This window comes from Rhizobium sp. SL86, from assembly GCF_026672545.1.
GTDB lineage: Bacteria > Pseudomonadota > Alphaproteobacteria > Rhizobiales > Rhizobiaceae > Neorhizobium.
The window spans coordinates 667,970-692,920 of sequence record NZ_JAPPRJ010000002.1 but is presented as its reverse complement, the minus strand read 5'-3'; the positions used below and the strand labels follow the sequence as shown (position 1 = coordinate 692,920).

The window sequence follows — 24,951 nt, the reverse complement described above, 5'->3', positions numbered from 1 at the left end:
TGCGTCTCACACCGCCATCAGCACCCGGGCAAGCACCACTCCGTCAGAGCCACTGATGCTGCATCTGTCAGCCCGATCGCCGTCTTCTTGGGAATGGAGGCCAATCGTCAGTTCCTCGCCCGCTTCGATATTGCCGAGAAACAGCATGGACATTGGCCGGTCGAGACGCAAAGCTGCCTCCTCACCCTCCCAGGCGCAGAAGGCGCGGGTGACGAGGGCGGCAAACTCGGCGAAATAAAAGAGGCCGGCGCCGTTGAACTCCTCGAAGGGACAGGGACGGAAGCGCATCTGCCGTGCCATTGCCTGTCCTATCACCGGCCAATCCCGCAACGTAGCTATTTCGCGCATAAGGAGACTGTCCTGAGGCTCACCGTCACTGCGGAAATGGCGAACCATTGCCCGGCGGATCGAGCGGTTCTCCTTCTCCTGACGGGCAACGAACACCGATTGCAAAACGACCTCTCCAATCGCGCGGCCATTCACGAACAGCCGGTGCAGGCTTTCCATACGCGACCCGGAGACCGGATAGACATCCGAGACAATCTCCAGACGGTCATTGGCACGGGCAGCCGACAGGCGCACATCCACCCGCATGGCGGAGATCGCCGCATAGGCCTCCCGCCCGTCGGGGGTGCAAAAATCCGGCACGGCAAGCCCCAGATGCCGGCCAAGCAGAAGCCAGTGCCGATGCCCGAGCTCCTTCAGCAGGAACGTGCGCGACAGGCCGAACGGCGTCAGATGCGGCATGCCGAGCAGCAGTTCGGGATGGAGCGCGTGGTCCACCGGGTCGGGTGGCGTGCGCCCTGCCACGGCAAGATGGTGTGGGGTCAGCATGTCCAAGGCGAAACCTCAGGCATTGGCCGCACGTCGCGTTTCACCCAGTCGCTGCGGCAGGCAGGAGATGAGGTGATCCACCACATGTTCGGCATCCTTGGCGACGCTGAGGAAACGGCCGGAGCCCCAGGTCCAGAGCCAGGGCAGACCCAGGACGTAGACGCCGGGTACACCGGTGACCCCCCACCTTTGGACCGGGTAGCCGGTGCCATCGAAGATCGGGACGGCGACATAAGACCAGTCGGGGGTAAAACCCGTCGCCCAAATGATGCTGGTGATGCCGGCCGCATCGAGGTCCAGTTCGGTCACCTCTGCCGCGGGCTCCCAAAGCGGCTCATAGACGCTCGGTGGCGGCGCCTTGATGGCATTTGTTTCGATATGGCGATCGATCAGCGCGTTGATGCCGTTATAGACCCGGTCCGCCTCGTCGAGGTTGCGGCGCAGGTTCGGCTGGAACTGCATCCGGGCGCCATTTGCCGTATCGAAACGGCCATAAAGGGCCATGCCCTCCAGCGCGAATTTGCGCAGGTCGATATCCCGCCCGCCATCGCGGCCAGTCAGATAATGGTTCGTGTCGTGTTTTTTCTTGGTCATCCCGTCATGCTCGACGGTGATCTCGTACTGGCCGATATCGGTCAGCCAGTCCACCACGTCGCGGCCCCGATAGAAACGGGCGCAGCGCGGTGCGTTGCCGGTGGCGAGGTGCACCTTGCGGCCGGCCATATGCAGATCCTCGGCGATCTGGCAGCCGGACTGGCCGGAGCCGACCACCAGCACGGCGCCCTCCGGCAGGCTCTGCGGATTGCGATAATCCGCCGTGTGAAGCTGCAGGATGTCGTCCGGCAGGCGCTCTGCCGCGCGCGGAATGAAACGGTCGGCGTAGAGGCTTGTCGCCAGGATCACCGCATCCGCCGTCACCGTGCCGGCGCTCGTTTCCACCCGAAAGCCCGAGGCCAGCGGCTCGACCAGACGCACATCGGTATGCTCAAAGATCGGCGCCTTCACCTTGGCCTTGAAGCGGTCGAGATAGGCAAGGATCTCTTCCTTGACCATGAACCCGTGTGGGTCTGGTCCGTCATAGGGGTGGTCGGGGAGCAGGCACTGGTAGTTGGGCGTCACCAGGCAAAAGGCATCCCAGCGCTCGTCCTTCCATTTGTGCGCCGCCGTCTTCTTTTCGAAAACGACATGATCGATCCCGGCACGGCTCAGGTAATGGCTGACCGAAAGACCCGCCTGACCGCCACCGACGACAACGGTGCTGTAATGGCTCTTAAGAGGAGACATGGGCATTGGGACACCTTTCAGAGAATGAAACGCTTGACCGCGACCTCGGCAGAGGCGGCATCGAACGTTTTGGCGCGTTGTTCGATCGCGGCGAGCTGGCCGAGCGCCAGCGAGCAGGCATGGCCGTAACGGGCCTTCACACGGTCGCTGGCAATCGTCAGGGACTCGCGGCTGCGAGCGAGAAAATCCGCCAGCGGATAGGTTCGGCCTTCCTCGAAGAAGTCGCGGATGACGAGCGAGGGCGAATAACATTCCTCCTCCACGTCATTCGGCCAGATGACGATGAACCGCATTTCAGGCATGGACGGTCTCCTTGCTGCGCGCCGCCGCGCGATAGGCCGGCAGGTGGGCGGCTGCGGCGTTTTTCCAGTCATGGCGGGCGGTCGTTTCGAACCCGGCGGCAATTCGGGCGCTCGACACGTCCGCGCGCACGGCGGACACCATGCCATCGGCAATCGAGGCAGCGCGGCGCGGGTCACACCAGAGCGCAGCAGCCTCCGGCACGTATTCGGTAAACGGTGGAATGGACGACAGCACAACGGGCAGGCCGCTTGCCATCGCCTCCAGCACCACCAGACCGAAGCCCTCCTTCAGCGAAGCAAAAACGAGGGCATCCGCCATCCGGTAAAGCGCCGGCATCTCCGCGTCGGGAACAGCCCCGATCACATGCACCGCACCGGCAAGCGGAGGGCTGGACGCGAGCATCACGTTGAAGGCGGATTGATAATCGTGATGATCCAGAAGCGACACGCCACCGGCGATGACCAGTTGGGCAGCGGGCAGCACGGCGCGTGTTTCCGCGAAAGCCTTCAGGATGTTCAGGGTGTTCTTGCGCGCTTCGATGCCGCCGACCGCGAGAAAGATCGGGGCACCGGTAATGCCAAGCCGGGTTCTCAGCCGCACATCGCTTTCGTCTTCCAGCCGCCGGAAGCGTCTGGCATCGACACCATTTCCGACGCAGGTCGCCACACGGCCCTTGTGCCGGAAATACTGCCTCCAGTGATCGCTCACGGTGAAAAGCCGAGAGGCCGCATCAATCGAACGGGCCTGCAGATCCATCAGCTTTGGATCGGCAAAGTCATCGACATGATGCACGGTGCGCAGAAAACCGTCGATGTGTCCACGTGCGGCAAGGGTTGCGAGTGCATTGCCCGAAATGCCGTCATGGGCATGGAAGAGGTCGAAATCCCGCGTGCCACGCCGTTCGAAGAAGTGCACATAGTCCCGGATGCGCTGTTCGACCATCGCCGTCATCCCCGACATGGCTCTTTCGACGGCAAAGGCCTGTGACGGAACCTTTGGGCTGCGAAAGAACCCTTTGCCGGTGGAATCCGGCGCAAACAGCGTCACCTCGTGGCCGAGTTCGGCCAAGGCCTCCGACAGATGCATGGCATGTACCACGCCGCCGCGTGGATTGGTGGAATGGGCAAGCATGGCAATGCGCAAAGGCCGGTTCATTCGGCAGCCTCCGCCAGCGTGAACTGCATCAGCGGTTGCTCTGTATAATCGCGGATGATGGCCGTACCCGCCGATGAGGTGACCCGGACCTTCGAGCCTTCGCCAATCGTGCCGATAGCGGCGGCAGTCAGATCTCGGCTGGCGAACAGTGCAAGCACATCGGCCACATGCACCTGCGGCACGGAGAGGATAAAACCGAAGCTCGGGAAGGTCGCGAGCCACCGGCCAAGAGTGACGCCTGCCGGGACCGGAATGGCCTCCAGGTCGATCTCGATGGCAACGCCGGAACATTCCGCCAGCATGATTGCCGTGCCGACGATCCCGCCCTGGCTGATATCCTTGGCCGCCTTCGACCAGCCGGCCTCGGCGATCTGCGGCAAAAGATCGAGATCGCCGCGCAGTCTTTCGGCAGGCGCCCGGGTCGCGGCCTCCCAGTTGTTGAAGGGTTCGCGGTAGCCGCCGCGGTGATCGATGACCGCCAGCAACCGTTCGCCGGGCTTGGCGTCGAAACTCGTCAGCAGGTTCTTCGCACGCCCGAGGATCGCGACCGACAATTGCCCGCGATCGGTCTTCAGGTTGGTATGACCGCCGACGATGGGGACGCCGAAGGCCGCGGAAGCGGCCTTCATGCCGGCAAGAACCGGTTCGGCACCCTGCTCCCCCGCCGCCCAGAGGGCGTCCACCACAGCGATCGGCCGGCCGCCCATGGCGGCGATGTCGGAGAGATTGACCATCACGCCGCACCAGCCGGCAAACCAGGGATCGCCGGCCACGAATTCGTTCATGAAACCCTCGATCGCCAGCAGCAGGAAGCCGTCGCCGTCGGCGATCGCCGCGCAATCATCACCCACCGCAATCGGTTGGACGGCGAGACTGAGCTGTTGCGTGGCGACAGCAATATCGCGCTTGGCGGCGATGCCGGCACTTCCCCGCAGCGCCGACACGACCGCCTGGAACTCCTCCTGCGTCATCGTCATGCGGCCTTCCTCGGCAAGGCAACGAAACCGGCTTCCGGCGAAAAACAGGGCGGATAGTGTGAAAGATCAGCCTGCATGCGCAGATGCGGCTTGCCGTGGATCTCCACCTCCTCCAGCACACTCCAGTGCAGGCGGCGGAACAGAAGCGCATTCTGCACCTGCACATGCGCGAGAAAGGTATGGGCGCCCATGGCATGCGCGGAGGAGACGGCAAGCCGGATCAGGGTAGCACCCAGCGCACCGATCTTGCGATAATCGCGGTGCACGGCCAGCCGAGAACCCCACCACAGCCCCGGCTCCGGCTCGTGGATACGCACCGTGCCGACAACATCATCCGCCACCACACCGAGCATCGAGAGCGCGACGATGGGGATCGCCGTCTCGTCGATCGCGTCGCGGTCACTGCCGCGGAAAATCCCCTGCTCGCGGCAGAACACCGCCTGACGCAGGGCATGCGCCCTTTCCCGTTCCCAGGGGCAGGTGGCGAACTTCACCTGATATTCGGCGGCACGGAAAGCCTCTATCGGCTCGATCATCATGCCGTCAGCCTCCGTTCATAGGTGGACAGCGCCGAACAGGCACCGCACTTGCCGCAACCGGCCTTGATATCGACGGCCTTCAGTCCGCTCACCACCAGCATTTCCGACAGCGGTTTCAGGATCGAATGCATGAACTCCGGTGCCGGCGCCGGATGGCTTTCCAGCGGCGTGCCGGAAATTGGCACGAAGGGCACCACGAAAGGATAGACGCCAAGCGCCACCAGCTTCTCGCTGATCTCGAGGATTGCCTCGCGCGTATCGCCAAGGCCGGCAAGGATATAGGTGGAGACCTGGCCGCGCCCGAACACCTTTACCGCCGCCTCGAACGAGGCCATGTATTTGGCAAGTGAGACCTGCGCCTTGCCGGGCATGATGCGCGCCCGCACCTCGGGCGTCACCGCCTCCAGATGCATGCCGAGCGTATCGATGCCGGCCTCCTTCATGCGCTCGAACCAGATGTCGTCCTCGGGTGGTTCGCACTGGCCCTGGATCGGAAGGTCAACCGCCACCTTGATGGCCCGGGCGCTTTCCGCCAGAACGGCCGCACCCCGGTCGTCCCCTTTCGGCGTGCCGGTTGTCATCACCATGTGTTTGACGCCGTCCAGTTCGACGGCGGCTTTGGCGACCTCTGCCAATTGTGCCGGGGTCTTGTGGGCAATGGTGCGGCCAGCCGCCAGCGACTGGCCGATGGCACAGAACTGACAGGTCTTCGTGCGGCTCTGGTAACGGATGCACGTCTGCAAAACCGTGGTCGCCAACACGTCGCGCCCATGCAGCACGGCAATCTGCGAATAGGGAATGCCGTCCGCCGTGCTCCGTTCGTAAAAGCGCGGACGTAGGGGAAAACTCACCTCCCCCAGCACGCGCCCATCGCGACTGATGCGGCTTTTGCCCTGCTCATCCGGTTTTTCCACCAGATAAGGGCTCTCAAAAGCCGGTGCCGTATGCACCGGCACCATCACCGTCATGCCGTCGATCGTCAGCGCTTTGTGGTCGGAGGGACCGGCGCCGCCCCTTCGGCTCTCGTGCCCGGCCTTCGGATCAACGAGCCTCGCTCCGTAGGACTGCAACTCGTTGATCAGCGTTTCGGTCATTGGCGACGGCTGCAGCGTGTCCATCGGTCGTGCTCCCTGTGGCGGTATCGGTTTCGGTCGAGAAAGGGGGAAAGGTCGCAAGGCTCGTCACCATCGGCGCGGTTGGCCGGTTGTCGAGCGCCAGCGACAGAAGTTCGGGCCGTGCATAGTGGCCGACGGAATCCATCATCCGCTTGCGTTTTACGATCAGGCTCATGTCGAGATCGGCGACGAGGAGCCCCTCACCTTCGGTAATCGGCGGCGCGAGATGTTTGCCTTCCGGCGAGATGATGGCGGTCATGCAGCCGCCGCGCAGCGCCTTCTGCAGACCCTCGTCAGGCGTGATTGAACGGATCTGCTCATCTGTCAGCCAGCCGGTGGCATTAACGACGAAACAGCCGCTTTCCAACGCATGATGGCGGATGGTGACTTCCATCTGGTCGGCGAAGATTGGTCCGACCATCGAGCCCGGAAACTGCGCGACGTGGATTTCCTCGTGCTGCGCCATCAGCGCATAACGGGCAAGCGGATTGTAGTGCTCCCAGCAGGCGAGCGCGCCGATGCGGCCGACCGCGCTTTCGACCACCTTAAGGCCAGCACCATCACCCTGGCCCCAGATCATCCGCTCGTGGAAGGTGGGCGTGATTTTACGACGCTTCAGGATCAGGCGGCCATCGGCATCAAACACCAGTTGACTATTGTAGAGCGAACCATGATCGCGCTCGTTGACGCCGAGCACCACGACCATGCCGGCCTCGCGGGCGGCAGACGCCACCGCGCGGGTGGCATCGGAGGGCACCGTGACGGCCTCTTCGTAAAGCCGGACATGCTCCTTGCCGGAAAGGACCGGCGGCAGCACGAAAGAGAAATAGGGATACCAGGGCACGAAGGTTTCCGGAAAGGCGATCAGTTCCACGCCCTGTGCCGCGGCGTCGCGGATCGTCTCCAGCACCCGCGCCAGCGTCTTGTCGCGCGCGGTGAGATCGGGAGAGATCTGGGCTGCGGCCACCTTGACGGTCTTTTTGTCCACGGTCGAATTCCTTGCCTTGTCATGGAAAAGCGGGACGCGGCGGATTGTCCGCGCCCCACAGCACGTCACAGCGTCCAGGTATCGAGGATGAAGGCCCCGTCGCGGCGGTGGATGAGGATCAGGTCGAGCACGTCGAGCGGGCTGATCGGCTTGATGCCCGGGATCAGCGAGGGCTCGCCGTGGCCATAAAGCGCCTGCAGGGCAAAACGACACGCATAGACCTTGCCGCCCTCCTCCATGAAGCCCTTGATCTGGTTGTTGAAGTTGAGGTGACCCGGGAAGGCCTCGTCGCCGAGCTTGGGAAAACCCCGCTGCACGCCGAGCGTGACGCCGGGGCCATACAACAGCACCGAGGTCTCGAAACCCTTGCGCTTCAGGCGCTTGGCCTGCAGCAGGTTGACAAGACCGATGGAGCCTTCGAAGGCCACCGTATGAAAGGTAATGAGGGCTTTCTCGCCTTCCTTGGCCTGTACGTCCTCAAACACCTTCTCTTCATAATCGACAAAAAAATCCCCGGTTTCATGGGCGGGTTTCGTGACTGCGGGCATCCGTGGCTCCTGTGACGTAAAAACTGGCTCCCCTCCTGGGGCACAGGGTAATCTGCAAGGGTCGTGCCAAATTGAGTTTTGGCAAGAACCGATCAATCCGTGAGCATATCCATTCATTTATCCTGTCAATTATTCCCGCCTCGCAGAAACACGGTTCAAGACTCGCGCAAGAGCCTGCCAAAGTTCAGGCGATTTGCCGCTTCCGTAACCCCGTCAATATGCGAACAATCGGGCGATAGACGAACCTCCAGGCCATCCGGCACCATGACGATGACGCGCAAAGCGGAACGTGTTTCGAACGACAGCGCCGCAAGAGACCGGCCGCATTTGAAAAGAGATGACAGGAATTGATCGCATCGATATACGGTCAATCAGAGAATGAAGGGACAAAAGATGATGGAATGGATGCCGGACCTTCGGCGCAGCAGTAGCCCGCGCTATATGGCCATCGCGGACGTGATCGAGATGGACCTGCGCAGCGGCGTGCTTGTCGTCGGGGATCGCCTTCCCCCACAGCGCGATCTGGCGAAGCGGCTCGGCATCGACTTCACCACCGTCGCCCGCGGTTATGTCGAAGCAAAGAAGCGCGGCCTGATTGACAGCCATGTCGGGCGCGGCACCTTCGTGACCGGCGGACAGGACAAGGAACGCCGCGGTTTTGCCCTCGAGGCTGCACCGGACCAACGGCGGCTGTCCGCCGCCGATTATTCCATGAACATGCCGCCGGAACCGGATGACCCGGACCTGATCGAGCGGATGCGCGAAGGGCTGTGTGCGGTCGCTTCCTCCATCGTGCCGCTGCTGCGCTACCAGGGTTTTGGCGGCGCGGAGATGGACAAGGATGCCGCTGCCGCCTGGCTTGGCCGGCGCGCGCTGGTTCCCTCGCAGGAGCGGATTTTCGTGACCCCCGGTGCCCATCCGGCGCTGCTTGCGATCCTGACGTTGCTCGCCAAACCCGGTCAGGTGATCCTCTCGGAAAACATCACCTATCCCGGCATCCGCTCGATCGCTGCACAGTTGCGGCTCAGCATGTGCGGCCTGCCGATGGATGAACACGGCATCCTGCCGGATGCGCTGGCGCATGCCTGCGCGACACGATCGCCCAAGGCGCTGTACCTGAACCCCACCCTGCAGAACCCGACGACGCTGACCATTCCCGTCCAGCGGCGCGAGGAAATCTGTGCGGTCGCCCGAAAATTCCACCTGCCGATCATCGAGGACGACGCCTACGGTTTTATTCCGCTGCATGCGCCGCCGCCGCTTGCCTCCATGGCGCCGGACCTCACCTGGCACATCGGCGGACTGGCGAAATGCATCGGCGCGGGACTGCGGTTGGCCTTCGTGGTCGCCCCCGACACGAAATCCGCCTGGCCCTTCGGAGCCGCCATGCGCGCCAATACGGTAATGGCCTCGCCGCTCAACACGGCACTCGCCACCCGCTGGATCGAGGACGGTACGGCGGACATGATCCTGCGTTTCATCCGCAAGGAGACTGAGGCCCGCCAGCAGATCGTTGCCAGTCATTTACGCGCCGGGAGCTACAGGGCCGATCCGCTCAGCTTCAACATCTGGCTGCCGCTGGCCGAAGGCTGGACCCGATCGACCTTCGCCTCGCATATGCGTCATACCGGCCTCGGCATCGTGGTCAGCGACGCTTTCACGGTGGAGCAGCAGCCTCAGGAAACCGTCCGCATCTGCATTGGCGGCCCCATTACCCGCGAAAAACTGCACCACAGCCTGGAATTCATGGCGCATGCCCTGGAGGGCACACCTGAAATGGCCGGATCGTTCTTCTGATCGGCGCAATCGGCAAGGTCGCTCAGATATCGCAAGCCCTGAAGGTTTTCGGAAAACTGTGCATCCACTTTGTCATACGAAGCGGGGCGATACAGCGAAAGAACTTGATAACCAACTATAGGAACATAATTGCCGCCCCTGTGATCTATTTTTGCTAGTCCCAATAATTGGATTTATTGTTTTAGCGATTCCTTAGATGCGTCTGAACAATGCTCCTGTCACCGCAAATGAGATGCGCGTGCCGGCAGCTGCCGGCTTTTCTCCACTTCTGTGTCGATCGAGTCATTTCGTGGGCTGTTCGGGCTTCAACGACGTAAGGGGGCACCATGCGTGCTAGCATCAAACTGAAATTGACATTGGCATTCGGTTTCCTGATCGCGATGCTGCTGGGCATCGCAACGCTGGGCATTGTGGCGCTTGGGAACCTCAGCGCTGAGCTCGAGGCCGTCCTGGAGGAACCGGCGGCACGGCTTCAGTTGGCGCAAAGCATCGAGGTCGAACAACTCCAGCAGGTCCGGCACCAGAAGATCATGCTGCTTGCAGCTTCGAACGAGGAGGCGCGAAAGTCGATCGCCGCCATCGATCATCACCGCCAGCTGCATGATGCCGCCTTCGATAAGGTGATGGCACTCGCCAGTGGCGAAGAGAAAGTGATTTTTGAAAAGCTGCATCAGCTTGAAGCAACCTACCGCCGACAGGACGACCGGATCCGCGAACTGATGCTGGCCGGCGATCAATCCGGCGCCCTGACCCTGTCATCGACCGAAAACCGGGCAACGGTGGGTGAGATCGACGCGCTTCTTGACGAGATCGTTGCTCTGGAAGCCAACCTGCTGGATGAAGCAAAACATGCGGCACATGCAGATTACGAAAAGACGCGGATGATCATGCTGTCGATTGCTGGCCTCGCTACGCTTGCGGCGACGATCCTTGTGCTACTGATTGCCCGTTCCATCAATCGCGGCCTGCGTGTTGCCGTCGCAACCGTACGGGATGTTTCCGAAGGGGACCTGACCCAACTTGCCGTCATTCAGACAAAGGATGAGATCGGAGAACTTCTGAACTATGTTAACAACATGATTGAACGCCTGCGCGGCGTTGTGGGCGACGCGCTAACTGCCTCCGACAACGTCTCATCCGGCAGCCAGGAACTCTCGGCAAGTTCCGAACAGTTGAGCCAGGGCGCTACCGAACAGGCCGCAGCCACGGAGCAAGCCTCGGCTTCGATGGAACAGATGGCCGCCAACATCAAGCAGACGGCAGATAACGCCGCCCAGACGGAAAAGATCGCCCGCCAGTCCTCGCGTGACGCCGAGGCCTCCGGGAAGTCCGTCAGCAAGGCGGTCAGTGCCATGCGGACGATTGCGGAGAAGATTTCCATCGTCCAGGAAATCGCCCGCCAGACCGACCTTCTGGCGCTGAACGCCGCTGTCGAGGCCGCCCGTGCGGGCGAACATGGCAAGGGTTTTGCGGTCGTGGCCTCCGAAGTGCGCAAGCTTGCCGAGCGCAGCCAGGCGGCGGCCGCTGAAATCTCGGCCATGTCCAGCAGCACGGTGCAGGTTGCGACCGAAGCGGGCGAAATGCTGAACCGCCTGGTGCCGGATATCCAGAAGACGGCCGAACTGGTCGCCGAAATTTCGGCGGCCTGCCGCGAACAGGATGTCGGAGCGGGCCAGATCAACGAGGCGATCCAGCAGCTTGACCAGGTAACGCAGCAGAATGCCGGGGCCTCGGAAGAAATGTCGGCAACCTCGGAAGAGCTTGCGGCCCAGGCCGAGGAACTGCAGGCCTCGATCGCCTTTTTCCGCGTCGACAGGGCCAAGGGCGCACAGAAAACAGCTGGCAAGGCCCAGGCGGTTTCGGCGCCCGCCCGGAAGGGACAGGCTGCAAAAGCTCATCCGGGATCCCGTCATGCACCCCGCAGCGTGGCTCAGCAACAGGCGCGCGCCCAGGGTTTTGTCCTGGACATGTCGATGGGCGGTCCGGACGGAGAAGACCAGGATTTCAGGCAGAGTGCCTGACCCTCGGCTGGTCCACGAGCGCAACTCGGTAGACATCGTCCGAGCCCCTGTTGGGGCTCGGACATTCAGCAACTCAGATGAGTTTTTCCAGTGTGATAGGCAGGTCTCGCACCCGTTTACCGGTGGCATGAAACACCGCATTGGCAATGGCCGGCGCAACGCCGACGATACCGACCTCACCAACGCCCTTGCCGCCGAGCGCCGAGGCCCGCAGATCGGGAATGCCGACGGAGATCACCTCGATGTCCGGAATATCCGCATTCGTCGGCACCAGATAATCCCCGAGATTGCTGTTCATCGTGCGGCCGTTGCGCGGATCGACGACACCTTCTTCCAACAACGCCTGGCCGATGCCCATGATGATGCCGCCGCGCCATTGGCTTTCGACGAGGCGCGGATTATAGAGCCTGCCGCAATCGAAGGCGGAGACCATGCGCGACACCCGCACCGTGCCGAAGTCTTCATCGACCTCCACTTCGGCAAAATGCGCGCACCAGCTGTGCATCGAATAGTCGCCCATGGTCGGGCCCTGCACCCTCGACATATTGCCCCAGCTCTTCTGCTGGTCCTGCAGCGAGAGGTCTTCCGGCAGTGTGTTGCGTCGGATCTCGATGTGGTCGCGTCCGAGGGATGCCAGCAGCTCCGGCAGGTTCATGGTGGGGCTGTCCTCGCGCGGAAGGGACAGGCGACCGTCCTGGATGGTGAGCGTATTGGCGCCGGTGTCCCGGAAGGGTGAGCCGGAAGCACCGAGCGCCAGTCCGATCAGTTCGTCGCGGGCCGCAAGCGCCGCCTTGTGGACGGCCCCCGTGATCGAGCCCGCCAGCATGGAGCCGCCGGCAATGGCAGCACCCGGAAGGCGCGAGTCTCCCAGCACCACATCCACCTGGTCCACGGGCACGCCGAGCGCTTCGGATGCCGTCTGGGCGAGGATGGTGTAGGTCCCCTGCCCCATGTCGATCGATCCGGAGACGACTTCGACGCGACCATTCGAGAGAATGCGGATCATCGCTTCGCTCGGCGCTTGGATGACCGGGAACGTACCGCAACCGATGCCCCAGCCAAGGAGTTTTCGGCCCTTGCGCATGGAACGCGGCGCCGGATTGCGTTTTGACCAGCCGAAGGCCTCCGCCCCTTGCGTCAAGGCTTCGCGCAATTGGCGCGTCGACCACGGCTTGCCGGATTGATAGTCGTGATCCGCATAGTTCTTCAGCCTGAGTTCCAGCGGATCCATGTTCAGCGCATAGGCCAGTTCCTCCATGGCGCATTCGATGCCGAAGGCACTGGGATTCTTGCCGGGGCCGCGCAACGCGCCAGGGCTGACGGTGTTGACCGGCACGACCCGGGACTCGGAGGAAAAATTCTCCACCTTGTAGAGGATCGGTGTTGCCGCACCGGTCTGTTCCGGAACGTCGGCATAAACCGAAGTCTCATTGGCACCGCGATGGATGATCGCCTGCAAAATGCCGTCCGGCGTGGCACCAAGCTTGATCGTCTGGCGTGTGGCGGCACGTCCACCATAGCTGGTAAAGTTCTGCGGGCGTGTCACAGCGAGGCGCACGGGGCGACCAAGCTTCCGGGCGGCCGCCGCAGCCACCGCGCCGAAGGCCAGCGGCTGGCCCTTGGAGCCGAAACCCCCGCCGATGAAGGGCGAGATGATCCGCACATTCTCGCTCGGCAGCGAGAACCATTCCGCATACATGCGCGCCATGCCATGCGACCACTGGCTGGGTTCCCAGATGATCAGCTGATCATCTTCCCATTTGGCGGTCAGGCCATGCGGTTCCATGGCGCAATGGTATTCGCGCGGGGTGCGATAGTCTGCCTCGATCCGAACCGGAGCGGCGACAAGAGCCGCCTCTGCATCGCCCCAGGCGACGCTCAGATGGGCCAGAAGCTTGCCCTCGCCCGCCTTCGGATCGTCAAGATCCGCAACGCCTGGCTGCTCCTCATAGGTCACGCTCACCAGCCGTGCGGCTTCGGCGGCCTGTTCACGGGTCTCCGCCACGACGGCGGCGATCGACTGGCCGTTGAACTGCACTTCGCGCGGCAGCGGATGATAGGGAAGATCCTCGGGAGGGTTGCCGCCCCAGTCACCCGAGACGCGAAGTCCCAGATCGTCCTCCGGGGTCAGCACCATCAGCACGCCGGGTGAGGAAAGGGCGCTTGCGGTATCGACCTTGACGACACGACCGGCCGCAACGGTGCTCTGCACGAGCACCGCATGGGCAAGGCCTTCGGTCGGATATTCCAGCGCATAGGTCGCGGCGCCTGTGACCTTCAATTGGCCCTCGATGCGCGAGAGCCGGCCTCCAACGACGCCATCGGCAGAACTGCCGTGTTTGCGGGGTTCCATGATCGTCATGCGGGTTCTCCCAGCTCTGCAGCCAACTGCGGTGCAAGCGTTACGGCAACAGTCTCTATGGCGCGCGCCACGACGCGCGGCAGAAGGTCGATCTTGTAGTGATTGCCGCCATGCGACATCGCGCCATCCACGGAAAGACGCGCGGCCTCCGCGAGCGCCGCCGTCGTCAGCGGTTTTCCCAAAAGTGCCTCCTCGACGCCTTTCGCCCGCCACGGCTTGGTCGCGACGCCGCCCACAGCCACGCGGACATCCTTCAGTGTGCGCCCATCCGCCTCAAACTCCAGACCGACCGCCGCACTCGCCGCCGCAAATTCGTAGGATTGCCTGTCCCTGACCTTGAGATACAGCGAGTTCTTCGCCGCAGCCGAGGCGGGGATCGAAATTCCGGTGATCATCTCACCGCGTTCCAGAACCGTCTCCCGGTCCGGCCGATCCTGCGGCAGCAGGAAGAACGCATCGATCGGGATTGTTCGCCGATCCGTCTCGACCACCGCATCGAAGGCCGTGAGCGCGACGGCCAGATCGCCGTGATAGGTGGCAATACACTGCTCGCTCGTGCCGAGCACCGCGTGATTGCGGGTCACCCCGCCGATGGCGGCGCAACCCGATCCCGGATTGCGCTTGTTGCAATTCGGGAAGCTAACCGGATCGCGGAAGTACGGACAGCGGGTCCGTTGAAGCAGGTTGCCGCCAATGGTCGCCATGTTGCGCAGCTGGGCAGAGGCGGCCAGCGTCAGCGACTGGGAGATGGCGGGACAGTGCGCGGAGATACCGGCGTGATCGGCCACCGCGCTCATCTTTGCGAGGGCCCCGATCCGCGCGCCAGTGGCCTCGACGCTGATGCCGTCGAGACCTTCAAGACTGAGGATGTCGATCACGGTCTCCGGCATTTCCACGCCGCATTTAGCGAGATCGAGCAGCGTCGTTCCACCCGCCAGGATACGCACACCCTCGCCTGCGGCCAGAGTGCCGGCCTCCGCCAGCGAGCCGGCACGGGAATAGGAAAAATCAAGCATCGGCCATCTCCGCGGCTTGCCGCACGGCGGCGACGATGTTGTTGTAGGCCCCGCAGCGACAGAGATTGCCGGACATGTATTCGCGGATTTCTTCGTCGGAGCCGGCATGGCCTTCTCGAATGCAGGCCACCGCCGACATGATCTGGCCCGGCGTGCAGTAACCGCACTGGAAGGCGTCGTTTTCCATGAAGGCGACCTGAACCGGGTGCAGATCTCCGCCACCCGTCGCCAGTCCTTCGATGGTCGTGATCTTGCGGCCTTCCGCCTGTGCGGCCAGCATCAGGCAGGATAGCACCCGCTTGCCGTCTACATGGCAGGTGCAGGCGCCGCACTGGCCCTGATCGCAGCCCTTTTTGGTACCGGTCAGGCCGGCATGCTCGCGCAGCGCATCGAGCAGCGTCACGCGGGGCTCGACGTCGACGTCATATCGTCGATCATTGATGTCGAGCGAGAGTGTGATGGTCCGTGTCATGATAAGCTCCTGCTTCTCGTCACGAATGCAAATCTGTGGGGCGGGTGGGCTGGCCAAGATGCGGCCAGAGCCTAGATGATGATGAGCAAGGGCGTATGTCCAATTCGACATGACATCCGGCCCCCTCATGAATTAAGGAGTGTCAGGCTCTCCACACAAACGGAGGCGCCTCCGTTTAACCTAGTGGCTCGCGCATGTTCGTCAAGCCCTTCTGTGCTGGAGCGTAACAATTGGCCTCTCCCGAGCCGAAGAACGCCCCGCGTCTGCGGGCCGATGCACGTCGCAACCGCGACAAGCTCATTCGGATGGCGGCCGAGGCCTTTGCAGAACGCGGATCCGGCGCCTCGCTGGAAGAGATTGCCAGACGCGCCGGCGTCGGCATCGGCACGCTGTACCGGCATTTTCCGACGCGCGAACATCTGGTTGAAGTGGTCTACCGTCGCGAACTGGAATTGCTTGCCGAAGCCGCAGAACAGTTGGCCGCGGAAAAGGCGCCGGATGAGGCGCTGGAAGACTGGATGTACCGCTTCGTCACCTATATGGCGACCAAACGAGGCATGGCCAACAGCCTGAAGCTTCTCATTGTGTCCAACGCTGCCCTCTTTTCGGATGGGTCTGCGCTGCTTCGAAACGCCTTCTCCGCCCTCATCGCCAAGGCGATCGAGGCAGGCACGATCCGCTCCGATGTGGAGACTGAGGACGTTCTCCACGCGCTCTCCAGCATCTATTCCATTCCCGACACACCCCAATGGCGTGAACGCGCCAACCGCCTGATCGGCCTTCTGATGGATGGCTTGCGTCATCGCCGGATACCGTCCGCCTGACCCTCCCGGCTCCCTACAGGATCTGCTCGAAGGCGATCACCTTCAGCATGGCCTCCTGCGCCTCGTCCTCGCGCGCCCGTTCGATGGCGATCACCAGATCTCGATGGAGCGTGAGGAACGGCAGGAGATCAGCATCGTCGGGCTCGTTGACGGGCTTCAGGTAAGCGAAGGCATGCGACAGCTCGATCACTCCGTTGAGCCCCCGAATGAAGGGATTGCGGGAGGCTTCGGCAATGATCCGGTGAAGTTCGAAATCGGCGACGCAAAAGTTGCTCGCCTGGTCGAGTGACATCTCCATCTGCTGGATCCAGTAGCGCATCAGGCGCACCTGCTCGGCGCTGCGGCGGCTTGCGGCATGGGCGGCACCCAGCGGCTCCAGCGAGCGGCGCACTTCGCCTAGACCTGTCAGGAACTCGCGGTCCGGCGGCGCCGTCAGGTGCCAGGCAAGCACCTGCGGATCATAGAGGTTCCAGCGGCTTTTCTTGGCAACCTTGGTGCCGACCTTCGGCCGCGCCTCCAGAAGCCCCTTGGCCTCCAGTGTCTTCAACGCCTCGCGCAGCACGGTGCGCGAGACGCCGAACTCATCCATCAGGGCGGCATCATTTGGAAGCGTGCTGCCAATCGGAAAATGGCCGGAGATCACTCCGGCCCCGATTTCATGAATGACACGCGACTGGAAATTGCGTGCCACCGTTCGCTCGGTCAGGGAGCGAAGAAGGCTCCCCGGCTCGATCATGCAGGAGCTCTCTTCAGCCTTGGGCCGCGCCCCTGTGCGGAAAACACCAGTTTCTGCAGAAGAATGAACATGAACAGCAGGAGACCGATCGCAATCTTGGTCCACCAGCTCGACAGGGTTCCGTCAAAGACGATGTATGTCTGGACGAGGCCTTGCAACATCACGCCGATGAGTGTCCCGAAAATGAAGCCATAACCGCCGGTCAACAGTGTGCCGCCGATCACCACCGCAGCGATCGCATCGAGTTCCATTCCGACGGCCGCAAGCGGATAACCGGAGGAGGTGTAGAGCGAATAAACGATACCCGCAAGCCCGCCCAGGAAGGAGGCAAGCGCATAGATGCCGATCGTTGTTCGTGCGACGGGAACCCCCATCAGCGCTGCCGACGTAGGGTTGCCGCCAAGCGCATAGACGTAGGATCCGAAGCGGGTCTTGTGGGCAATGATGCCGCCGACGAGGAAGACGAAGAGCATCAACAGGCCGATGGCGCTGAGGCGCCCACCGCCCGGCAGCCGGTAATAGAGCCCCGAAATGGCACGATAGACATCGTGATCGATCGGGATCGAATCCTGCGTCAGGATCGAGGCAAGGCCGCGCGCCATGAACATGCCGGCCAGCGTGACGATGAAGGGCGGCACGCGCAGGAAATGGATCGCCGCTCCCATGCTGGCACCGAAGGCAGCCGAAATGGCCAGCACGATGACGAAGGCCGCCACGGGGTGAACCCCCAACTGGGAAACAAGCACCGCGACAAGCACACCGGCAAGGCCGACCACGGCGCCCACCGAGAGATCGATGCCACCGGAGATGATGACAAAGGTTGCCCCCACCGCGGCGATGCCGAGAAAGGCGTTGTCGGTGAGGAAGTTGCCGAGCACGCGAGTGGACCACATGCTGGGGTACTGGCTGATGCAGATGGCATAGGCGATGACGAAGATGATCGTCGTCGCGGCGAGAGGTCTGTAGCGCGGGTTCATGTTATTTTCCCCTCGTCGTCATGCGGCCAAAGCGGCGCGACACCACCTCCGCGACCCTGTCGGATTGCATCACGAGGATCAGGATGATGACGCTTGCCTTGACGATCAGGTTGAATTCCGGCGGCAGCCCCGAGACCAGGATGCCGGTATTCATCGCCTGGATGATGACGGCGCCCAGCACGGACATCGGGATGGAAAAGCGTCCACCCAAAAGCGATGTCCCACCGATGACGACGGCAAGGATGGCGTCCAGTTCCAGCCACAACCCGGCATTGTTGGCGTCCGCGCCGCGAATATCGGCAGCCGCGATGACGCCGGCAAGCGCCGCACAGCAACCGCCGAAGGCATACAGCCCAAGAATGACCGTGCGGGCGCGCAGGCCGGTATAGTTGGCCGCCGAAAGATTGGTGCCGATCGCTTCGACAAAGAGGCCGATGGCGGTGCGCCGCATGACCAGATGGGCTGCGATCATCAGGATCAGCGCGATCACCGCCGGCATCGGCAGGCCGAGGACCGAGCCCGTACCGACGAAGATCAGGGCGGGATCGGAAAAGGTGACAATCGAGCCCTCGGTGATCAATTGCGCCACGCCGCGCCCGGCCACCATGAGCACCAGTGTCGCGACGAAGGGCTGGATACCGAGGAAGGCGACGAGCGAGCCGTTCCACAGGCCGCAGGCAAGTCCCACCAGCAGTGCCCCGGCCAGCGTGACGATGAGCGGCTGGCCGGCGACGGCGGATGTCGCGGCAACAGCACCCGCAACGGCCATAACGGCGCCAACGGAGAGGTCGACACCGCGCGTCGCGATGATCGCCGTCATGCCGATGGCAAGGATCGCGACCGGCGCGCCACGATTGATGACATCGATCAGACTGCCGAACAACCGGCCATCCTGCCAGGTGACGTTGAAAAATCCGGGAAAGACCATCCAGTTGAGCACCAGGATGAAGGCGAGCGCCAGAAGCTGCGGTTTGGCGATGTCACTCAGGCTGAGGCGTCTCATGCGGTCACCTCCGCGACCGGTTCGCCCGCCTGTCCCGCAATGCTCTGGACGATCTTCGAGGGTGTGATATCCGCCCCTTCCAGTTCGGCAACGAGCGTCCGGTCCCGCATGACCACGACGCGGGAGGAATAACTGACGATCTCGTCCAGTTCGGACGAAATGACGACGAGCGCCAGTCCGTCCTCGCGCAGCCGGCTGATCATGCGGACGATTTCCGCATGCGCCCCGACATCGATACCGCGCGTCGGCTCGTCGAGGATGAGGAAACGCGGGTCCGTCGCCAACCAGCGGGCCAGGATCACCTTCTGCTGGTTACCCCCCGACAGAAGCTTGACAGGCAGGTCGGCGGAAGCGGTGCGAATATCGAGCGCCTCAATAAAGTTGCCGGCGATTTCCATCTGTTCGTCGCGGTTCAGCGCCTTGAACCAGCCAAGCCGAGCCTGCATGGCGATGACAATGTTTTCGCGCACAGAAAGATCACCGAAAATGCCATCGGCTTTGCGATCCTCGGGGCAGAAACCGAAACCGAGATCCACCGCCTCGCGCGCGGAGCGCACAACGCGTTCCCTGCCGTCGATATGCAGCCCGCCGCTGTCGGCAATGTCGATGCCGAACATCAGCCGCGCCATTTCCGTGCGGCCTGATCCGAGCAGGCCGGCAACGCCGACGACCTCTCCCTTCCGGATTTCGAGATCGATCGGCTGCACCTTGCCGGTCAGACCCAGCTGGCGCACCGTCATCAGCGTTTCGCCGCCTTCCGCCTGCCCTTCCACCGGTGTGTGGTGATGCTGGACGAGATCCTTGCCGAGCATCATGCGCACCAGGCTTGTCCGGTTGAGCGCATCGATCCGTTCCGAGCCGATCAGGGAGCCGTTGCGCAGCACCGTCACGCGGTCGGACAACTCAAATACCTGATCGAGAAAATGGGTGATAAAGACGATGGCAAGGCCCCTCGCCTTCAGAGTGCGGATGATCTGGAACAGCTTGTCGACCTCGTGGCGGTCGAGGCTGGCGGTCGGTTCGTCGAGGATCAGCACCTTGCCGGAAAGTTCGACGGCACGTGCGATGGCAACGATCTGCTGAACGGCGACGGAATAGGTGGAGAGTTCCGCACGGACATCGATATCGAGACCGTAACGGGACAGGACCTCGCGCGCCATCTCGTCGGTTGCCTTGCGGTTGACGATGCCGGCAGAGGTCGGCTGGCGGCCGATGAAGAGGTTGTCGCTGACCGTCATGTTCGGCAGGAGGTTCACCTCCTGATAGACCGTGCCAATGCCGAGCGACTGTGCCTGCTGCGGGGTTGCGAAGGAAACGGGTTGCCCCTCGAGATGGATCGTTCCACCATCCGGAATATAGGCGCCCGTGACGATTTTGATGAGGGTCGATTTGCCGGCGCCGTTTTCGCCCAGAAGCGCATGCACCTCGCCGCGCCGGAAACTGATGTCGACGCCCTTCAGCGCCGCATGATTGCCGAACGTCTTGATGATGCCCCTGGCTTCGAGCACCACCTCATTGTCTGTTGTCATCGTCTTTCACGCCCACCCGTCATGCATCCTGAGGCTGGCCAAGGCCGGCCGAAATCGCAGACGGGACCGCATCGCGGTCCCGTCCGAGGCCGTGGCTCAGTAACCGAGGCCCTTGCGGCGCTCGTATTCGCCCTTCGGATCGTCCGCAGGCGTGTAGAGCTTCGACTCCGTGATGATGAACTTTGCAGGCTGCTTGCCGCTCTTCAAGTAGGCGTCGAGCGCATCGAAGGCCGGCCCTGCCATGTTCGGTGTCAGTTCCACGGTGGCGTTGGCTTCGCCCTTCATCATGGCGGCGAAGATATCCGGAACCGCATCGATCGACACGACGAGGATATCCGTTCCCGGCTTCAGGCCGGCATCCTTGATGGCCTGGATGGCGCCAACAGCCATGTCGTCATTATGAGCGTACATGGCGCAGATGTTCTTGCCGCCATTTTCCGCCTTCAGGAAGCCTTCCATGACTTCCTTGCCCTTCGAGCGGGTAAAGTCACCGGTCTGGCTGCGAACGATGCTGATGTTCTTGCTCGACGCGATGGCCTCTTCGAAACCCTTCTTGCGATTGATCGCCGGGGTCGAGCCGACGGTGCCCTGCAGTTCGACAACGCGGCAATCCTTGGATCCGACGGTCTTTGCCAGCCACTCGCCCGCAACGCGGCCTTCCTTCACCTGGTCGGATGCAACCGAGGTGAGGTAAAGATCCTGCGGCGCGTCGACGCCGCGGTCGAGCAGGACGACCGGGATCTTGGCTTCCTTGGCTTCCTTCAGCACCTCCTCCCAGCCGGTGGCAACGACCGGAGCGACGAGAATGGCGTCGACACCCTGGGCGATGAAGCCGCGCAATGCCTTGATCTGGTTTTCCTGCTTCTGCTGCGCATCGGCAAACTTCAGCGTCACGCCGCGCTTTTCGGCTTCCTGCTTGGTGACCGAGGTTTCGGCAGCGCGCCAGCCGGATTCAGACCCGATCTGGGAAAAGCCGACCGTGAGATTGGCTGCAGATGCTGCAGTGCAGCACAGTGCGACCATGCTTGCGCTGAGCGCAAGCTTGCGTACGATATTCATGATGTCCTCCCTGAAAAGACGCCGCCTCCACGGCGTCTGCGAATAGTACTACTATTGCGAAAGAAGGTTGTAAAGGCGAAAAGTACGATTATATTTTGTGCACCGCAGCATAACATAAATAACAGAATGGGAGGACCCAGCCGCCTGTTACGGCCTGCGCCCTCCCACCAAAGGATTAGCGGATGACCCCGCAGGCCAAGCGCTGTCCTGCATCGCCCGAAGGCTGGCTTTTGTAGTCGTCCGGCTTCGCATGGACCATGAGCGCCCGGCCGATAACACCGGTCTCGTTCTTGTCCAGCGAGATCATCGGATTGTGGATTTCGGTCCGCAGGACGCCATCCGCCCCGACATACTGGTTCGGCATATCGCCCGCATGCGGACCATCGCTCGATTGGTAGCCGTGCGACTTCGAGCCAGGGTTGAAATGGCCACCCGCCGATTCATGCTGGGTCGAAGCATCGCATTCACCGGTTTCATGCACGTGGACGGCCACCCACTGGCTGGCGGGCAAGCCGCTGATCTCCATCCGGATGAGCACGCCACCAGCCGCAGGCGTTGTCAGTTCCGCCGTGCCGCTCTGCTCGCCTTTCGCATCGACGAATGTCGCAGACGACGGAGGGTTTTCCTGTGCAAAGGCGACACCGCCCGACATGACTGCGATCAGGGTCGCCGCCGTTATGTTTTTGCTTGTCATCGATAGTCTCCTCTCTTGAAAGAGGGGGAACTCCGGCAGGCAGCCACTGTTCCAGGCACAGGCACACGAGCGCTCAAAACACGCCGCGATCGATAGAATAGGACGGTTCGCAAAAAGGCCCCGGCCATGCCGGAGCCTCCTTTCTTCCCTCCAGGTTCGTCTGCCGGTCGGACGTCTCGTGTCAGTTGGCCTGATCTTTCGGCTCCGCCATGCGGCGGTGCGCCGCGGCCAGAACGCCAGAGGGGGTAACGTTGGCAAGTGTCGACTGCAGCTTGTTCTTCCAACCGGTCACCACGTCGCCTTCGCCATCCATCATGGCCTCGTAGCCGAGACGTGCGACCATTACCGGATCGTCCTTCTTCATTTCACCAACGGAGGTGTTTTCCAGATCCGCCCGGTCGAAGAACTCCGTATCGGTCGGCCCGGGCATCAGGCAGGTCACCGTGACACCGGTTCCTTTCAGCTCGTCACGGATGGCCAACGAGAAGCTGTTGATGAAGGCCTTGGTTGCGTTGTAGACCGCCTGGAAGCTTCCCGGCATGTAGCCCGCGATGGATCCGGTCAACAGGATCTTCCCCTCGCCGCGATTGCGCATCTGGTTGCCGATGGCGTGGACCAGCATAATCGTACCGGAGACATTGGTATCCACCACACGCTGCGCCCGCTGCAGATCCTCGTCAAGGAATGCCTCCCCCAGACCGCGACCTGCATTGGCCATCAATAGATCGACCGGTCTCTGCAGGGATTGAACGGCAGCCACCAGACGGCGCACGCCATCCGGTGTCGCCAGATCGACCTCGATCGGGTGCACCGCGCCGCCGAATTCCTTCAGCTGGGCTGCGGCTGTGTGAATACCGGTCTCGTCTGCGGCGATCACCACGTCATAGCCATCCTTTGCCGCGCATTTGGCCAGTTCGTAACCGATGCCGGTGGAGGCCCCGGTCACGACGGCGAGGCCCTTCGTTTCTGTCTGCGTATCCATTTGCCGTTTCCTCGTTAGGGCTTGAGCACGACCTTGATGCAGCCGTCCTGTTTGTCGCGGAAGGTCTTGTAGAGGGCCGGCCCATCCTCGAGCGAACCGCGATGGGTGATAACGAAGGACGGGTCGATCTCCCCGTTGACGATGCGATCCATCAGGAGCGGCAGGTAACGCTGCACCGGTGTCTGGGCCATGCGGAACGTCAGACCACGATTGACGGCCGACCCCATCGGCATCTTGTCGAGGAAGCCGCCATAGACGCCGACGATCGAGACCGTGCCGAAGTTCCGGCAGCAATGGATCGCCTGGCGCAGCACATGCGGCCGGTCGGTGCCGAGGTAGGCCGCGACCTTGATGCGGTCCCAGCGCGAATCCCAGCTGGCGGAGGCATCCGCTTCCGTTCCCACAGCGTCGATGCAGCCATCGGCGCCGCGTCCGCCGGTAAGTTCCATGATCTCCTCGTAGATATCGTCTTCCAGGAAATCGAGCGTCAGCGCCCCGGATGCTTCCGCCAGACGGAGCCGTTCGGGCACGGTGTCGATCGCGATGACCCGTTCCGCCCCGAGAATGAAGGCCGACTTGATCGCCATCTGGCCGACCGGGCCGCAGCCCCAGATCGCGATAGTATCACCCGGCTGGATGTTGCAGAATTCCGCCGCCATATACCCGGTGGGGAAGATGTCCGAGAGGAACAGCACCTGTTCGTCCGTCAGACCTTCCGGCACCTTGATCGGCCCGACATCGGCATAGGGAACACGCAAATATTCCGCCTGGCCACCGGCATAACCGCCGAGAAGGTGGGAATAACCGAACAGGCCAGCCGGCGAATTGCCCCACAATTTGGAGACCTTGGCCGCATCGGGATTGGAACGTTCGCAGCCGGAATAAAACCCGCGCTGGCAGAAAAAACATTCGCCGCAGGAAATGGTGAAGGGAATGACGACCCGGTCGCCCACCTTCAGCTTCGTGTTCTCCCGGCCGACCTCGACCACCTCGCCCATGGTCTCGTGACCCATGACATCGCACTTGTGCATGTCCGGCATCACCCCGTCATAAAGGTGCAGGTCCGAGCCACAAATGGCACAGGCGGTCACGCGAATGATTGCATCGCGCCCGTCTTGGATCGTGGGATCGGGCACGCTTTCGCATCGGATATCGTGCTTTCCATGCCAGGTCAGTGCTTTCACGCGCTCTCTCCATCGCTTGAGGATCTGGAGACAGCCGAACAGGTCACGCCTGCGAATGTTCCTGCCGGACCGTGCCGGTTAAACCTGCTGGAGAAAGTGCAGCCCAAGCTCCGTCAGTTGGCGCCGTGCAACATTGCAATTGAACGATGAGCCATCATCGAGAACCAGGACCACGGCATCTGGAACACCCTGCGTGTTTTCGAGGGTAACGCGTGCGCCCGTCTGGGACATGTCTCGGACCACCACGTTGATGGCGCTGTGGCCGTTATTGAAGACAATTCGGGCGCCCTTCAGGACGCGGCGGCGCGGTGCGGGAACAAGCGACTCTTCCATACAAACCTCATGACGCCACAAGGATCTTGAGAATAGAACTTCACAGATCCGTGATCAATGGATCGGAGGTAGCCTCACCGGATGCTCTGCCCGCCTTGGATGCGGCATTTGTACGGTGTCGCCCTTGAAACCACCAACAGGTGCAGCAGATAGCGCGTCAATCCCAGCTCCTAGGGCACACAGAGTACATTTCGCGTGGATTTACAGAGCACATCAAAC

At 62.3% G+C, this 24,951-nt stretch carries 24 protein-coding genes; 3 read left to right on the top strand and 21 right to left on the bottom strand.

Translation table 11 applies throughout. From position 1 onward, the window contains the following. Positions 1 to 6: 6 nt before the first annotated feature. From OU993_RS15410 to OU993_RS15370, 9 genes are all read right to left on the bottom strand, one after another. The gene (locus OU993_RS15410; RefSeq protein WP_268158839.1) at positions 7 to 834 is read right to left on the bottom strand and encodes a Pnap_2097 family protein; all 828 of its coding nucleotides are present in this window, start codon (positions 832 to 834) and stop codon (positions 7 to 9) included. Positions 835 to 849: 15 nt separating this feature from the next. After that, positions 850 to 2,124: an MSMEG_0569 family flavin-dependent oxidoreductase gene (locus tag OU993_RS15405; RefSeq protein WP_268158837.1), complete on the bottom strand. Its 1,275-nt coding sequence runs from the start codon at positions 2,122 to 2,124 to the stop codon at positions 850 to 852. Positions 2,125 to 2,135: 11 nt separating this feature from the next. Then, positions 2,136 to 2,420 carry an MSMEG_0570 family nitrogen starvation response protein gene (locus OU993_RS15400; RefSeq protein ID WP_268158835.1) on the bottom strand — a complete coding sequence of 95 codons (285 nt, stop codon included), beginning with the start codon at positions 2,418 to 2,420 and terminating at the stop codon, positions 2,136 to 2,138. Next, entirely contained in the window at positions 2,413 to 3,576 is a 1,164-nt protein-coding gene (locus OU993_RS15395) for an MSMEG_0565 family glycosyltransferase (protein WP_268158833.1), read from the bottom strand. Before OU993_RS15395 ends, OU993_RS15400 begins: the two co-directional genes overlap by 8 nt. Continuing rightward, on the bottom strand, positions 3,573 to 4,547 hold the full coding sequence (locus OU993_RS15390) for a sll0787 family AIR synthase-like protein (protein ID WP_268159682.1): 975 nt from the start codon (positions 4,545 to 4,547) through the stop codon (positions 3,573 to 3,575). The genes OU993_RS15395 and OU993_RS15390 overlap by 4 nt, the downstream gene beginning before the upstream one ends. A gap of 2 nt (positions 4,548 to 4,549) precedes the next feature. Further along, positions 4,550 to 5,092 (bottom strand): MSMEG_0567/Sll0786 family nitrogen starvation N-acetyltransferase, encoded by a 543-nt coding sequence (locus OU993_RS15385; RefSeq protein WP_268158831.1) that lies wholly within the window; start codon positions 5,090 to 5,092, stop codon positions 4,550 to 4,552. Then, on the bottom strand, positions 5,089 to 6,210 hold the full coding sequence (locus OU993_RS15380) for an MSMEG_0568 family radical SAM protein (RefSeq protein ID WP_268158829.1): 1,122 nt from the start codon (positions 6,208 to 6,210) through the stop codon (positions 5,089 to 5,091). The genes OU993_RS15385 and OU993_RS15380 overlap by 4 nt, the downstream gene beginning before the upstream one ends. Then, positions 6,134 to 7,195 (bottom strand): Nit6803 family nitrilase, encoded by a 1,062-nt coding sequence (locus OU993_RS15375; protein ID WP_268158827.1) that lies wholly within the window; start codon positions 7,193 to 7,195, stop codon positions 6,134 to 6,136. Before OU993_RS15375 ends, OU993_RS15380 begins: the two co-directional genes overlap by 77 nt. Positions 7,196 to 7,260: 65 nt before the next feature. Then, on the bottom strand, positions 7,261 to 7,743 hold the full coding sequence (locus tag OU993_RS15370; protein ID WP_215567633.1) for an MSMEG_0572/Sll0783 family nitrogen starvation response protein: 483 nt from the start codon (positions 7,741 to 7,743) through the stop codon (positions 7,261 to 7,263). A gap of 393 nt (positions 7,744 to 8,136) precedes the next feature. Between OU993_RS15370 and OU993_RS15365 the strand changes: the two genes are divergently transcribed. Together OU993_RS15365 and OU993_RS15360 are read left to right on the top strand one after the other, a co-directional pair. Continuing rightward, entirely contained in the window at positions 8,137 to 9,540 is a 1,404-nt protein-coding gene (locus tag OU993_RS15365) for an aminotransferase-like domain-containing protein (protein ID WP_215567632.1), read from the top strand. Between the two features lie 326 nt (positions 9,541 to 9,866). Continuing rightward, positions 9,867 to 11,561 (top strand): methyl-accepting chemotaxis protein, encoded by a 1,695-nt coding sequence (locus OU993_RS15360; RefSeq protein WP_268158822.1) that lies wholly within the window; start codon positions 9,867 to 9,869, stop codon positions 11,559 to 11,561. A gap of 73 nt (positions 11,562 to 11,634) precedes the next feature. On the opposite strand, the gene OU993_RS15355 is transcribed toward OU993_RS15360, so the two are convergent. Genes OU993_RS15355 through OU993_RS15345 form a run of 3 tightly spaced genes read right to left on the bottom strand, consistent with a single transcriptional unit; the run spans position 11,635 to position 15,411 of the window. After that, positions 11,635 to 13,923 carry a xanthine dehydrogenase family protein molybdopterin-binding subunit gene (locus OU993_RS15355; protein ID WP_268158820.1) on the bottom strand — a complete coding sequence of 763 codons (2,289 nt, stop codon included), beginning with the start codon at positions 13,921 to 13,923 and terminating at the stop codon, positions 11,635 to 11,637. After that, positions 13,920 to 14,939, bottom strand: a complete 1,020-nt coding sequence (locus tag OU993_RS15350) for an FAD binding domain-containing protein (RefSeq protein ID WP_268158818.1) — start codon at positions 14,937 to 14,939, stop codon at positions 13,920 to 13,922. The genes OU993_RS15355 and OU993_RS15350 overlap by 4 nt, the downstream gene beginning before the upstream one ends. After that, on the bottom strand, positions 14,932 to 15,411 hold the full coding sequence (locus OU993_RS15345; protein WP_268158816.1) for a (2Fe-2S)-binding protein: 480 nt from the start codon (positions 15,409 to 15,411) through the stop codon (positions 14,932 to 14,934). The genes OU993_RS15350 and OU993_RS15345 overlap by 8 nt, the downstream gene beginning before the upstream one ends. A 230-nt stretch (positions 15,412 to 15,641) precedes the next feature. Here OU993_RS15345 and OU993_RS15340 point away from each other — a divergent pair, with 230 nt between their 5' ends. Then, positions 15,642 to 16,235, top strand: a complete 594-nt coding sequence (locus OU993_RS15340) for a TetR/AcrR family transcriptional regulator (protein WP_268158814.1) — start codon at positions 15,642 to 15,644, stop codon at positions 16,233 to 16,235. A gap of 13 nt (positions 16,236 to 16,248) precedes the next feature. Here OU993_RS15340 and OU993_RS15335 read toward each other — a convergent pair whose 3' ends face one another. The 9 genes from OU993_RS15335 to OU993_RS15295 form a co-directional block, all read right to left on the bottom strand. Then, positions 16,249 to 16,971 carry a FadR/GntR family transcriptional regulator gene (locus tag OU993_RS15335; RefSeq protein WP_268158812.1) on the bottom strand — a complete coding sequence of 241 codons (723 nt, stop codon included), beginning with the start codon at positions 16,969 to 16,971 and terminating at the stop codon, positions 16,249 to 16,251. Next, positions 16,968 to 17,948, bottom strand: coding sequence for a galactofuranose ABC transporter, permease protein YjfF (gene yjfF, locus OU993_RS15330; RefSeq protein WP_268158810.1), 981 nt, complete (start codon positions 17,946 to 17,948; stop codon positions 16,968 to 16,970). Before yjfF ends, OU993_RS15335 begins: the two co-directional genes overlap by 4 nt. A gap of 1 nt (position 17,949) precedes the next feature. Continuing rightward, complete coding sequence (locus tag OU993_RS15325; RefSeq protein WP_268158808.1) at positions 17,950 to 18,951, bottom strand: ABC transporter permease; 1,002 nt, start codon at positions 18,949 to 18,951, stop codon at positions 17,950 to 17,952. Then, positions 18,948 to 20,480, bottom strand: a complete 1,533-nt coding sequence (locus OU993_RS15320; RefSeq protein ID WP_268158806.1) for a sugar ABC transporter ATP-binding protein — start codon at positions 20,478 to 20,480, stop codon at positions 18,948 to 18,950. Before OU993_RS15320 ends, OU993_RS15325 begins: the two co-directional genes overlap by 4 nt. 96 nt (positions 20,481 to 20,576) lie before the next feature. Further along, entirely contained in the window at positions 20,577 to 21,539 is a 963-nt protein-coding gene (ytfQ, locus tag OU993_RS15315; protein WP_268158804.1) for a galactofuranose ABC transporter, galactofuranose-binding protein YtfQ, read from the bottom strand. 175 nt (positions 21,540 to 21,714) lie between these two features. Then, positions 21,715 to 22,233 (bottom strand): superoxide dismutase family protein, encoded by a 519-nt coding sequence (locus OU993_RS15310; protein ID WP_268158802.1) that lies wholly within the window; start codon positions 22,231 to 22,233, stop codon positions 21,715 to 21,717. Positions 22,234 to 22,414: 181 nt separating this feature from the next. Then, positions 22,415 to 23,215: an SDR family NAD(P)-dependent oxidoreductase gene (locus tag OU993_RS15305; protein WP_268158800.1), complete on the bottom strand. Its 801-nt coding sequence runs from the start codon at positions 23,213 to 23,215 to the stop codon at positions 22,415 to 22,417. Between the two features lie 14 nt (positions 23,216 to 23,229). Next, the gene (locus OU993_RS15300; RefSeq protein ID WP_268158798.1) at positions 23,230 to 24,399 is read right to left on the bottom strand and encodes a zinc-dependent alcohol dehydrogenase; all 1,170 of its coding nucleotides are present in this window, start codon (positions 24,397 to 24,399) and stop codon (positions 23,230 to 23,232) included. Between the two features lie 78 nt (positions 24,400 to 24,477). Further along, the gene (locus tag OU993_RS15295) at positions 24,478 to 24,732 is read right to left on the bottom strand and encodes a PilZ domain-containing protein (RefSeq protein ID WP_268158796.1); all 255 of its coding nucleotides are present in this window, start codon (positions 24,730 to 24,732) and stop codon (positions 24,478 to 24,480) included. Positions 24,733 to 24,951 lie beyond the last annotated feature (219 nt).

Bases quoted from the DNA above. Each gene is read 5' to 3' on its own strand.
- yjfF (WP_268158810.1), bottom strand. From the start codon at position 17,948: ATGAACCCGCGCTACAGACCTCTCGCCGCGACGACGATCATCTTCGTC.
- OU993_RS15310 (WP_268158802.1), bottom strand. From the start codon at position 22,233: ATGACAAGCAAAAACATAACGGCGGCGACCCTGATCGCAGTCATGTCG.
- OU993_RS15380 (WP_268158829.1), bottom strand. From the start codon at position 6,210: ATGGACACGCTGCAGCCGTCGCCAATGACCGAAACGCTGATCAACGAG.
- OU993_RS15365 (WP_215567632.1), top strand. From the start codon at position 8,137: ATGATGGAATGGATGCCGGACCTTCGGCGCAGCAGTAGCCCGCGCTAT.
- OU993_RS15410 (WP_268158839.1), bottom strand. From the start codon at position 834: ATGCTGACCCCACACCATCTTGCCGTGGCAGGGCGCACGCCACCCGAC.
- ytfQ (WP_268158804.1), bottom strand. From the start codon at position 21,539: ATGAATATCGTACGCAAGCTTGCGCTCAGCGCAAGCATGGTCGCACTG.
- OU993_RS15390 (WP_268159682.1), bottom strand. From the start codon at position 4,547: ATGACGCAGGAGGAGTTCCAGGCGGTCGTGTCGGCGCTGCGGGGAAGT.
- OU993_RS15345 (WP_268158816.1), bottom strand. From the start codon at position 15,411: ATGACACGGACCATCACACTCTCGCTCGACATCAATGATCGACGATAT.
- OU993_RS15295 (WP_268158796.1), bottom strand. From the start codon at position 24,732: ATGGAAGAGTCGCTTGTTCCCGCACCGCGCCGCCGCGTCCTGAAGGGC.
- OU993_RS15350 (WP_268158818.1), bottom strand. From the start codon at position 14,939: ATGCTTGATTTTTCCTATTCCCGTGCCGGCTCGCTGGCGGAGGCCGGC.
- OU993_RS15370 (WP_215567633.1), bottom strand. From the start codon at position 7,743: ATGCCCGCAGTCACGAAACCCGCCCATGAAACCGGGGATTTTTTTGTC.
- OU993_RS15335 (WP_268158812.1), bottom strand. From the start codon at position 16,971: ATGATCGAGCCGGGGAGCCTTCTTCGCTCCCTGACCGAGCGAACGGTG.
- OU993_RS15405 (WP_268158837.1), bottom strand. From the start codon at position 2,124: ATGCCCATGTCTCCTCTTAAGAGCCATTACAGCACCGTTGTCGTCGGT.
- OU993_RS15400 (WP_268158835.1), bottom strand. From the start codon at position 2,420: ATGCCTGAAATGCGGTTCATCGTCATCTGGCCGAATGACGTGGAGGAG.
- OU993_RS15320 (WP_268158806.1), bottom strand. From the start codon at position 20,480: ATGACAACAGACAATGAGGTGGTGCTCGAAGCCAGGGGCATCATCAAG.
- OU993_RS15385 (WP_268158831.1), bottom strand. From the start codon at position 5,092: ATGATGATCGAGCCGATAGAGGCTTTCCGTGCCGCCGAATATCAGGTG.
- OU993_RS15360 (WP_268158822.1), top strand. From the start codon at position 9,867: ATGCGTGCTAGCATCAAACTGAAATTGACATTGGCATTCGGTTTCCTG.
- OU993_RS15325 (WP_268158808.1), bottom strand. From the start codon at position 18,951: ATGAGACGCCTCAGCCTGAGTGACATCGCCAAACCGCAGCTTCTGGCG.
- OU993_RS15355 (WP_268158820.1), bottom strand. From the start codon at position 13,923: ATGACGATCATGGAACCCCGCAAACACGGCAGTTCTGCCGATGGCGTC.
- OU993_RS15305 (WP_268158800.1), bottom strand. From the start codon at position 23,215: ATGGATACGCAGACAGAAACGAAGGGCCTCGCCGTCGTGACCGGGGCC.
- OU993_RS15395 (WP_268158833.1), bottom strand. From the start codon at position 3,576: ATGAACCGGCCTTTGCGCATTGCCATGCTTGCCCATTCCACCAATCCA.